This is a genomic window from Corynebacterium sp. HMSC035E02 (genome assembly GCF_001836065.1).
In the GTDB taxonomy this organism is placed as follows: Bacteria; Actinomycetota; Actinomycetes; order Mycobacteriales; family Mycobacteriaceae; genus Corynebacterium; species Corynebacterium hiratae.
In genome coordinates this window covers 1-9,555 of sequence record NZ_KV827320.1, presented here as the reverse complement: position 1 = coordinate 9,555, position 9,555 = coordinate 1, and the positions used below count along the sequence as shown (strand labels likewise).

Annotated in this window: 10 protein-coding genes, 1 tRNA gene and 1 pseudogene; 10 read left to right on the top strand and 2 right to left on the bottom strand. The window is 54.1% G+C overall.

Annotated elements, in window-relative coordinates; translation table 11 throughout:
* Positions 1-78 precede the first annotated feature (78 nt).
* On the bottom strand, positions 79-747 hold the full coding sequence (locus HMPREF2635_RS03275; RefSeq protein WP_070510454.1) for a TetR/AcrR family transcriptional regulator: 669 nt from the start codon (positions 745-747) through the stop codon (positions 79-81).
* A gap of 104 nt (positions 748-851) precedes the next feature.
* On the opposite strand from HMPREF2635_RS03275, the gene HMPREF2635_RS03270 reads away from it, so the two are divergent.
* The 5 genes from HMPREF2635_RS03270 to HMPREF2635_RS03250 all read left to right on the top strand — a co-directional run bounded on the left by HMPREF2635_RS03270 (position 852) and on the right by HMPREF2635_RS03250 (position 3,621).
* Complete coding sequence (locus tag HMPREF2635_RS03270; RefSeq protein ID WP_070510456.1) at positions 852-1,724, top strand: NAD-dependent epimerase/dehydratase family protein; 873 nt, start codon at positions 852-854, stop codon at positions 1,722-1,724.
* A gap of 70 nt (positions 1,725-1,794) precedes the next feature.
* Positions 1,795-2,619 carry a thymidylate synthase gene (locus HMPREF2635_RS03265; RefSeq protein ID WP_070510458.1) on the top strand — a complete coding sequence of 275 codons (825 nt, stop codon included), beginning with the start codon at positions 1,795-1,797 and terminating at the stop codon, positions 2,617-2,619.
* Entirely contained in the window at positions 2,619-3,164 is a 546-nt protein-coding gene (locus HMPREF2635_RS03260; RefSeq protein WP_070510460.1) for a dihydrofolate reductase, read from the top strand. Before HMPREF2635_RS03265 ends, HMPREF2635_RS03260 begins: the two co-directional genes overlap by 1 nt.
* On the top strand, positions 3,164-3,451 hold the full coding sequence (locus HMPREF2635_RS03255; protein WP_070510462.1) for a glutaredoxin domain-containing protein: 288 nt from the start codon (positions 3,164-3,166) through the stop codon (positions 3,449-3,451). Before HMPREF2635_RS03260 ends, HMPREF2635_RS03255 begins: the two co-directional genes overlap by 1 nt.
* A gap of 97 nt (positions 3,452-3,548) precedes the next feature.
* Positions 3,549-3,621: transfer RNA gene (locus HMPREF2635_RS03250), tRNA-Arg, on the top strand.
* A gap of 43 nt (positions 3,622-3,664) precedes the next feature.
* Here HMPREF2635_RS03250 and HMPREF2635_RS12900 read toward each other — a convergent pair.
* Positions 3,665-3,925, bottom strand: a pseudogene (locus HMPREF2635_RS12900) (IS481 family transposase); the annotation flags it as partial.
* A 140-nt stretch (positions 3,926-4,065) separates the two neighbouring features.
* On the opposite strand from HMPREF2635_RS12900, the gene HMPREF2635_RS03240 reads away from it, so the two are divergent.
* Genes HMPREF2635_RS03240 through HMPREF2635_RS03220 form a run of 5 tightly spaced genes read left to right on the top strand, consistent with a single transcriptional unit; the run spans position 4,066 to position 9,555 of the window.
* Entirely contained in the window at positions 4,066-4,701 is a 636-nt protein-coding gene (locus tag HMPREF2635_RS03240; RefSeq protein WP_070447309.1) for an MptD family putative ECF transporter S component, read from the top strand.
* Positions 4,698-5,423 carry an energy-coupling factor transporter transmembrane component T family protein gene (locus HMPREF2635_RS03235; protein WP_034969655.1) on the top strand — a complete coding sequence of 242 codons (726 nt, stop codon included), beginning with the start codon at positions 4,698-4,700 and terminating at the stop codon, positions 5,421-5,423. Before HMPREF2635_RS03240 ends, HMPREF2635_RS03235 begins: the two co-directional genes overlap by 4 nt.
* Positions 5,420-6,889: an ABC transporter ATP-binding protein gene (locus HMPREF2635_RS03230; RefSeq protein ID WP_070821262.1), complete on the top strand. Its 1,470-nt coding sequence runs from the start codon at positions 5,420-5,422 to the stop codon at positions 6,887-6,889. The genes HMPREF2635_RS03235 and HMPREF2635_RS03230 overlap by 4 nt, the downstream gene beginning before the upstream one ends.
* Before the next feature lie 7 nt (positions 6,890-6,896).
* A complete protein-coding gene (locus tag HMPREF2635_RS03225; protein ID WP_070510464.1) occupies positions 6,897-8,645 on the top strand; it encodes an ABC transporter ATP-binding protein in 1,749 nt (582 codons plus the stop codon).
* Positions 8,638-9,555, top strand: coding sequence for an ABC transporter transmembrane domain-containing protein (locus HMPREF2635_RS03220; protein ID WP_246824840.1), 918 nt, complete (start codon positions 8,638-8,640; stop codon positions 9,553-9,555). Before HMPREF2635_RS03225 ends, HMPREF2635_RS03220 begins: the two co-directional genes overlap by 8 nt.

The following is a 9,555-nucleotide window of genomic DNA, read 5'->3' as shown; positions in this document are numbered from 1 at the left end:
TCCGTGTCCAAAAAGTCCATGGACATAACATTACTAGGTTTCTCGTGCTGCGTTACCTTTCTATGCAGCACAGCTAGGTTAAATCCCCAACTCATCTGCAAGACGAGAGACCATTCGAGCATTTAACTCGTGGTGGTCATGCAGCGTGTCTTTGCCGAGGTATCCAAATACCTCGGCATTTATTACGCCAATAATACTTATCCACGCTTCAAGCGCCTTTTCCATGACGTCAGCGGAAAGTTCTACATCAAGCTCATCAGCGGCTGCGGCAAGGTCGCGCGAGAACTGAGAGGAACGCGGTTCTAACTGTTCAACCGAGGCCTCAGTTAACAACTCGGCCAGACGCCGACTAACTTTTGTACCCGCGACCGTAGTCTCTGAAACTGGCGCTTCGTATCCAATGATGGGCGTGCCATAAATTAGCGCCCACCTTTGAGGAAACTCCAAAGCCCACGCCCTCATAGCAAACACAAGGCGCAGGAATCTGTCCCGCGTCTCAGTAGCCTCACCGATTCCCCGCACAACGGCATCATCAAGTGCTTCAAACGCATCAACGATCAGCATCGTTAATAGGTGGGCCCTGTCGGGCACATAGCGGTAGATACCCGAAGAAACTATCCCCAAATCACGTGCAATTGCACGAAGATTCAAGGCTTCTGGGCCGCCTTTATCAAGCTGCTCCCGCCCTACCTCAACAATGCGCAACATCGTCTGTTCGCGAGCACGCGCTCTTGGGGTCATTGACATATAGAAACTATATCAACAAGAAAGAGAGCACTGCTCTTGAATCTGAATAACTGCAATTATAGAATTAGAGAGCACTAGTCACTATTTAGAGCAGAGGTCACCTAATGCATTTTCTCATCACCGGGGCAGGCCCCGTGGGCCGATCACTTTCACGCGAACTCGCTAAAAGAGGGCACACATGCACAATCATGACGCGATGGCAGCCCCATTTCGCCGCCAGTAGGAACGTGCAGTTCAAGAAAGGCGATGCAACACACAGTGACGCCTATCCAGAACAGATCGACGGAATTGCCCACTGCATCCATGCCCCATACGACGCACAAAAGTGGCGCGACCTGCTCATTCCAGCTGAAGAAACCGTGCTAGAGGTAGCCGCCCAACGGGGCATCCCCGTTGTCTTTCCCGAATCGATGTATGGGTTCGACCAGACTTACGAGGTAATTTCGCCTGACACGCCCCTCACCCGATCCCACAATGGCAAACCCGGTGTTCGAGCGACCCTAATCGAGAACCGCTTAGCCTCTCCCTCGCGCACTACCTCGGTAATCGCGGCCGATCTGTACGGACCAGATGCTGGCCCCGGATGCGTTTACCATCAGCTCATCATCGGGAAGAAGCGTCCCCTTGCTCTTTTTAACGCACACGCTAAACACTCGGTCACGTACCTTCCCGACTTCGCCCGTGCGCTAGCTGACGCACTACTGAACGAATCGACACCCCCTATAGCTTCCACGCCTTGCGCGCCCGCACTCACCCAAGCTGAATTTGCTCGAAGCGCCGGATGCCAACACTCCCCCATCACGATTCGACCATGGATGCTGAAGCTAGGTGGCATTGTCAGCACGGACCTGCGAGGCCTACAAGAAATGAGCTACCTGTGGGACCGTCCCTCCATTCTTACCGGAGCTAAATCCGCATGGCAGGCGACCCCAACCGACGAAGCATTAAAGGCTATTCATCAAGCTCAGTCGGCGTAGTGACAAATCCAACCACTAGTAGCCCTACCTCACTACCTAAGACTTTTTGAACGCTCTACACTTGGACGTCATGAGTGAAACTCCCGCTGCTTCTTCATCCCTCAAAACACCGTACGAGGACCTCCTGCGCCGTGTCCTCGAAGAAGGCGCACCCAAAGGCGACCGCACTGGTACCGGCACCCGTTCCCTGTTCGGCGCCCAACTGCGCTATAACTTGGCGGAGTCTTTTCCCCTCCTGACCACCAAGAAGGTCTACTTCCACGGCGTGATTGGTGAGCTGCTGTGGTTCCTGCGCGGCGAGTCTAACGTGAAATGGCTACAGGAGAACAAGGTCCGCATCTGGAACGAGTGGGCCGATGAGGACGGCGAGCTGGGCCCTGTCTACGGCGTGCAGTGGCGCTCCTGGCCCACTCCGGATGGCCAGCACATCGACCAGATCCAGGTCGCCCTGGACACGCTCAAGAACAACCCGGACTCGCGCCGCAACTTGGTCTCCGCATGGAACGTCTCTGAGCTGGACAAGATGGCGCTCATGCCCTGCCACCTGCTCTTCCAGCTCTACGTCGCAAACGGCAAACTCTCCATGCAGGTCTACCAGCGCTCGGCGGACATGTTCCTCGGTGTTCCCTTCAACCTGGCTTCCTATGCCGCGCTGACCCACATGTTTGCCCAGCAAGCAGGCCTCGAGGTGGGCGAGCTCATCTGGACCGGTGGGGATTGCCACATCTACAACGACCACATCGAACAGGTCAAGGAACAGCTCTCCCGCGAGCCCCGCGAATACCCGCAGCTTAACCTCCACAAGGCCGAAAGCCTCTTTGACTATGACTTCGATGATTTTGAGGTCATCGGCTACGACCCCCACCCCACTATCAAGGCTCAGGTGTCCGTCTAATGCTGGGCGCAATCTGGGCTCAGTCCCTCGACAGTGTCATTGGTGACGGCGTGGTCATGCCCTGGCACGTGCCGGAGGACCTCAAGCATTTCAAGGAAGTGACCATGGGCGCGCCCGTCATCATGGGCCGTAAGACGTGGGAATCCCTCAACCCCAAGTTCCGCCCGCTACCCGGTCGGGAGAACATCATTTTGTCCCGCCGCGAACCTGGCGAGTGGTCCGCGGGTGCCACCGTGGTGGATAACCTCGACGCGGCACTCGAAACCGCGCCCGGCGACGCCTGGATCATCGGCGGCGGCCAGCTTTATAACTCCGCCCTCGACCGCGTGGATACAATCGAGCTCACCCTCATGGGCGTGCAGGTGGGCGATGCCTACGGAGCAGATGCCGTCCTGGCCCCGCAAGTGCCGGAGGAATTCAGCCTATCTGCCGATACCGACTGGCTCACCTCCGAATCTGGCCACCTCACCATCCCCGGGCAGCCGCCGAGTGAGCTGCCCATGAAATACCGCTTCCTCACCTACGACAGAAAGGCTGCTGCATAATGAGCACCAACGTTGCCACTCCCGAAACCACTGAGCACGTCACCATCTTCTTTGCCGACTGGTGCCCGTTCTGCCAGCGCCTCATTTCCGCACTCAACCGCACGGAGACCCCGCACGCGCTTGTCGACGCCGAAGCCGAAGGCACCGAAGACATCAACGCGTGGATTGAGTCCGTCAACGACGGCAACCGCATCGTGCCCACCGTCCTCTACTCCGACGGCACCCACGCCACCAATCCCGCTGCTAGCGAGGTCCGCGCCAAGTACGCGGAGCTGGCCGGCGAATAAGCCCCCCCCCCCCGCAGCCAGCGCGACCAAAGGCCACGCGTTTACCGCCGCCCTAAGCAGGGCTGCTAGTCTTACCTAGGTGCGCAACGCACCCCCTGCCCCAGTAGCTCAGGGGATAGAGCACGGCTCTCCTAAAGCCGGTGTCGGAGGTTCGAATCCTCTCTGGGGCACGCTGTGAAGTCTCGAGACATCGTTCCGGTCGGTGTCTCGAAATTTTTTGTTTTTAGTTGCCCCGTTGGGGTTGAGTTCGTTGTCTTTCTTGTTGTAATAGATCTTTTCCTCGGTGCGTGTGTAGGCGGCGATTTGTGCCCCGGTGGCGGTTATTTTGATGTCGACGTGGTTGTCGACGCAGACCATGGTGATGGGTTCTCCGCCCCATCGGCGTCCGATGTAGAGGCGGCGTAGTTTGTCGCCCCATCGCAGTGCTGTCTTGCCGTTCGTGCCTACTTTGTCGGTGCGTAGTCGGTAGTCGTGCTCTGGTTTGATGTCAGCTTATCTGCATTCGCCCCCATTAAGGGTGAACCTTCAGATCAATACTAGAAATAGTTTATAAACAGTATTATATGTATTAGGCAAGCCTTACCTTGCCTGATTTTCATGAATCGAGGTTTACTATGACCAAACAGTCCTCTACGCCCGCACGGAGTACAAGCTCATCCAGTGGGTCGACGGCACGTTTAAACACCAGAGATCTCATCAACGCTGGCATCTTTGCTGCACTTTACTTTGTAATCACCTTTATAAGCGGAATGATTGGATTCGCAGGACCACAATTCATGTTTATTGGATGGTTTATCGCGGCAATCGCAAACGGAATCGTGCTAGCGCTTTATGCCGTCCGCACGTCCAAAATGGGTGCTTTCACCCTCGTCGGTGGTATTAACGGATTAGCATTCATGCTCACCGGACACTACTTCTGGACCTTGCTGGGAAGCATAATTCTTGGGTTTATCGCAGATTTGATTATTACAAAAAGCCACCTCAGTATTGCCAAGTCCTTCCCTATTGCCTACGGCATCTTCTGTGTCTGGATTTCTTTGCCTTTTATCCCGCTAATTCTGGATACGGACTCATACTACGTCGATATCGCAGACCAAATGGGTCAAGAATACGCCGATGCTATGTCGGATATCTTCCAGCCATGGACCATTGGAGTACTGGCCATTTGTGCGCTCATCGTCGGCTTTATCGGAGGAAAGGTCGGAGTTCGCGTCAGCCGCAAACACTTTGAAAGCGCTGGTCTCCTGTGAGCCTGCAAAAACAGGGCGTGCTTCGTCGATCTTCGATCGATCCACGGACCGTGCTGCTTTCTGTTCTAGTAATCAATGCGGTAGCTCTCAGCCACGGCCACCTACCGACACTGCTGATTTCTATCGCCTTCAGCTCCATCGCACTAGCTACAGTAAAGCCACACTATGGTCTTATTTGCCTGTTCGCTTTTGCATTATCCTATCTAGGGTATTGGGGCCTATTACAGCTTCCTGGCTCCACATTTTTCGCTTTTTCAGCGGCAATTTTTTCGTGGCTAAGCCGTTTTGTCATCAGCATGTCCATCGGCGCATTCGGCTTGCTCACTCTCACACCATCCACGTTGACCTCAGCACTGCGGGACCTGCGTTTACCAGGCTGGGCCACCATTCCACCGGCGGTTTTCCTGCGCGTTTTGCCGATAATCGTGGCAGAAGCCAAAGCGATCCGCGATGCCATGGTCCTTCGGGGTCTCCAGCCTGGAGTAAAAAGCTGGATCACACAGCCCACACAATCGTCCGCGATGCTGATCATCCCCCTATTAGGCGCCGTCGTCCGCGCTGGTGATGAGCTCGCTGCCTCTGCTCTTGTCCGCGGATTGGGAGGCCCCACACGCCCAACCACCACCGCCGATCTTTCCTTCAAGCTTGTCGATGCAACTGCACTAGCTGGGTTGGGCCTCATTGTTGCCTCTGTCTGGCTCCCCACGGAGGTCCACTTATGAACGAACGCAGTATCGCAACCAGTGTAAACGCCCACAACGCTTCTTTTACATATCCATTGGGCGCTCGGCCAGGCATTCAAGGTGTATCTGATGTGTCTTTTTCTGTCTCTCCAGGACAGTGTCTACTGATTACCGGTGATTCCGGATCGGGAAAGTCCACGGTACTCAAGTTGATCAACGGACTCATCCCCCATTTCAATCCAGGAGAGCTACTAGGCGCCATCACTATTATAAAGGATGACCAGGCTTTTAACCCTGCGGAAGAACCGCTGTCCCGAGCCATCGAGTTCAGCGCCTCAGTATTCCAGAATCCAAGGACACAATTTTTCACTGAAAGCGTCAATGCAGAATTGGCCTTCGGGCTAGAAAACCTTGGTGTGGATCCCACAGAAATTGAGTCGAGGATTCAATCAGCGGTCGAGCTACTAGGCATTAACGATCTTCGGGGCCGGCGATTCAAAGAATTATCCGGTGGACAGTTACAAAACGTGGCATGCGCATGCGCGCTTGTGTCCCCGGGCAGTCTCGTGCTTCTCGATGAACCCACGTCCAATCTCTCCATGGAAAGCATCGATATTCTTGCACGCGCGCTACACCGCTTGAAGGAATTAGGCACAACGATCATTATCGCTGATCACCGCCTCTTTTTCTTAAAAGATATCGCTGACCAAGTTATTTACTTGACTCAGGGAAAAATAACGCGGAGTTTCCACGCTCAGGAGTTTTATGCCTTAGACGAACCCGAACGCAAACAATTGGGGCTACGCAGCTTACACCACGTTCCCCTGCCCGCGAGCGTGCCGGTACCACCCACGCTCGAAAACGCCGATCCCCAGCGGAGCGGACTCGAGTTAAGCAACATCTGTTTTTCTTATGGCACGCATGAGGTGCCAAACATTGACCACGTATTTTTCCCCAGCGGCGAAGTCACCGCCTTAATCGGGCCCAACGGCGCTGGAAAAACCACCCTCGCCAGGATCATTTGTGGTCTTGCTTCTCCCAAACGCGGCGGTAGTCTTCGTTTGAACAGCAAACGAGTAGGAGCGGCTGCCCGCAGACGTACCGCGTACATGGTGATGCAAGATGTTGGCCGCCAGTTATTCGCAGCCACCACCGAAGAAGAAGTAACGCTCGGACTGGCAAAGAAGAAGCGGGACCATATCGATGTCAATGAGATTCTCCATCGCCTCGATCTGGCAGGAATGGCCCAACGGCATCCGCAGTCTCTGTCCGGTGGGCAACGGCAACGCTTAGCCATAGCTTCAGCCCAAGCCAAGCAAGCAGAGGTCTACATCTTCGATGAACCTACCTCTGGCGTGGGCTGGCGCCAACTGCAATCCATCTCTGCGCTCCTTCGATCTCTTGCAGCAAGCGGAGCAGTGGTCATCGTCATCACCCATGACCACGAATTCATCCAAGAATCAGTCACCAGAATCATCGATATGACTGACATCAACAAGAATTGAGAAAGTAATGTCTGAAGTAAAACAAAGTTCCACAGAATCAAGCGGAACCCACGCACCAGAATCACACGGTGCGTCACCGGAAGAAGAGGCTCGCGCAAAACTAAAAGCCGGGCAGGTCGCTCTAAAAAAGCTACTGGCCCCAGTGCAAACAACCATCTACTTCGCACAGTTTCTCTCGCTTATATCCTCGGTACTGGCCGTAGCACCCTACGTCGCGTTGGTGGCACTGGGAAATGCTCTAATCGACGGCAATACTGATGACGTCGCGTCCATTGTGAAATGGCTACTTGCTGCATTTTTGGGACAGCTATTCTTCTATTTCCTTGCCCTTGCGATCACCCACTTCGCTGATGCAAAGCTGGTGGGGATTAACCGGCGCCGAATTATTACCGCTATTGCGAAAGCACCACTCTCGTGGTTTAGCCAGACTAATTCCGGCAAAGTCCGCAAAGCCGTCGAGGACGATACGTTAACTCTGCACACCCTGACAGCCCATGCTCCTGTAGAGAAGGTCGCCGCGATCTTTACGCCCCTCGCGCTTCTGGTTTATGCCTTTATCTTGGATTGGCGCCTTGGTCTACTTTCTATTGCCACTGTGCCCATTTTCCTAGCAATCCAAGCGTATTCAATGAAAGATATGGGCACAAAAACTGCGGAAATGGATAATTATCTGGGTGAGGTCTCTGCGACTGCGGTGGAGTTCTCCGAAGGTATTTCCGTCGTCAAGGCTTTCGGCACCGTTGGCAAAGCCCACGCTCGATATCGCGAAGCTGCCCAAAAATTCGCGGAATTCTATTACGAGTGGGTACGTCCGCTTCTGCGTGTTTCCGCAATCTCAGAGTCTGTGGTGGCGGTTCCTGTCCTCATCCTTATCAATGTAGGAGCCGGTTCCCTGCTGATAGCTGGTGGCTATGTCACGGTCGCTGAAGTCATCGCAACAACGTTAATTGCGCTGGTGATACCGGGCACGATTCAAACCGTCGGCCAAATGATGTGGTCTTACCAGCTCGCTGGCAATGCGGCGTTGCGCCTTGATGAAGTCATGACAATTTCCCATGTGAAAGAAGGCCAAAAGAGCCTCGATGCCAGTAGTCAAGACATGGAGGTGGAGTTCCATAAGGTCAGCTTTAGCTACGCCCCAGACAAACCAGTCCTCCAAGACTTTTCTGCGCAACTAAATGCAGGCACTGTCACGGCATTGATTGGCCCCTCCGGGTCTGGCAAATCCACAGCAGCAACGATGCTGGCGCGTTTCCAGGATCCAGATTCGGGCACAATCACTATCAACAACGTGGATATCCGTGATCTCACTTTCGACAGTTTGTACCGCATTGTGGCTTTCGTCTTACAAGATCCTCACTTACTGCGTATGAGTATTCGGGAAAACATTCGCCTTGCACGCCCAGAAGCCCGCGATGAAGAGATCTGGCAAGCCGCAGAGGCTGCGCACATAGCTGCTGATATTCGCGCTTTACCGGCTGGGCTCGACACCGTTGTTGGTGAAGACACCTCTTTATCCGGTGGACAACAGCAACGCATTTCTATTGCCCGGGCAATCATTACCAATGCCCCAATCTTGATCCTGGATGAAGCTACTGCGGCAACTGATCCTGACTGCGAAGCAGAAATTCAAGCAGCTCTAGCCACACTCGTCAGAGGCAAGACCGTCTTAGTCATCGCCCACAAGCCGGAGTCCATCCAAGGAGCAGACCAAATAATCTGCCTCAAGCCTATGAAGGATAATTCTCATGTCTAATGCCACTACGCCTGTTAGTTCGCGTCTTCGTGATCCGCTACTCACTCGCAGTGTCAAAAAGCTGCAAAGTCCTGTAGGCCATAAGCTCAATAAAAGGTATGCTTGTCTATCGCTTATCGTTGGCGTGCTTGATGGCCTCGCCGTTCTCACGCTCGTGCCACTTACAAAGGCACTCGATGGGGATACGACGATCGCACCATGGATGTGGACGCTTTTGGCAATTGCGCTCGTAGCTTTTGCGCTACGATTTTTCGCAACCCTGGCCTCTTACCACACGGCCTTGGATTTCATCCGAGCCGCGCACACGACTGTGGGCGATAAATTAGCAACGCTACCGCTCGGCTGGTTCGTACCGGCTAATACCGGCGGCCTATCTCGCCTCGTTTCAGATCGCTTTATGGTGGCGTCCGAGACCATTGCGCATGTTCAAGGAACGATATACCGCGATAGCGCGGCACTTGTCACCTTGTTAGTAGGAGCGTGTTTCTGGAACCCGAAGCTGGGCTTGGTCCTTCTTATCATCGCACCATTGGCGCTCGTGGTGATGCAGTTGGCTGCATGGATTCGTGAGAAAGCATCGAACCGCGCACTGGGGCCGAGTAAAGAGCTCTCCCAGCGCATCGTAGAATTTGCTAACCGTCAACCAGCCCTGCGTGCGGCAGGACAATCACAAGTTTTTGCGCCACTAGAGCAAGCACTAGAAATCGACCATAAAGCACGAATACGCGAGCTATGCGTATCCACGTTAGCTTTGCTACTCAACGGCATAGTAGTGCAGATCTTCATCGTGGCTCTCATTATGGTCTCCGCGGATCTTGCCGTTGAAGGCGCCCTATCGCCACTAGAAACAATTGCGATCATCGGAATCAGCTTGAGGTTTACCGGCCCTTCCGGTTTTAGAGTGCGTTGA

Coding starts and splice junctions, on each gene's coding strand:
- HMPREF2635_RS03240 (WP_070447309.1), top strand. CDS start 4,066: ATGACCAAACAGTCCTCTACGCCCGCACGGAGTACAAGCTCATCCAGT.
- HMPREF2635_RS03265 (WP_070510458.1), top strand. CDS start 1,795: ATGAGTGAAACTCCCGCTGCTTCTTCATCCCTCAAAACACCGTACGAG.
- HMPREF2635_RS03230 (WP_070821262.1), top strand. CDS start 5,420: ATGAACGAACGCAGTATCGCAACCAGTGTAAACGCCCACAACGCTTCT.
- HMPREF2635_RS03260 (WP_070510460.1), top strand. CDS start 2,619: ATGCTGGGCGCAATCTGGGCTCAGTCCCTCGACAGTGTCATTGGTGAC.
- HMPREF2635_RS03220 (WP_246824840.1), top strand. CDS start 8,638: ATGTCTAATGCCACTACGCCTGTTAGTTCGCGTCTTCGTGATCCGCTA.
- HMPREF2635_RS03275 (WP_070510454.1), bottom strand. CDS start 747: ATGTCAATGACCCCAAGAGCGCGTGCTCGCGAACAGACGATGTTGCGC.
- HMPREF2635_RS03270 (WP_070510456.1), top strand. CDS start 852: ATGCATTTTCTCATCACCGGGGCAGGCCCCGTGGGCCGATCACTTTCA.
- HMPREF2635_RS03225 (WP_070510464.1), top strand. CDS start 6,897: ATGTCTGAAGTAAAACAAAGTTCCACAGAATCAAGCGGAACCCACGCA.
- HMPREF2635_RS03255 (WP_070510462.1), top strand. CDS start 3,164: ATGAGCACCAACGTTGCCACTCCCGAAACCACTGAGCACGTCACCATC.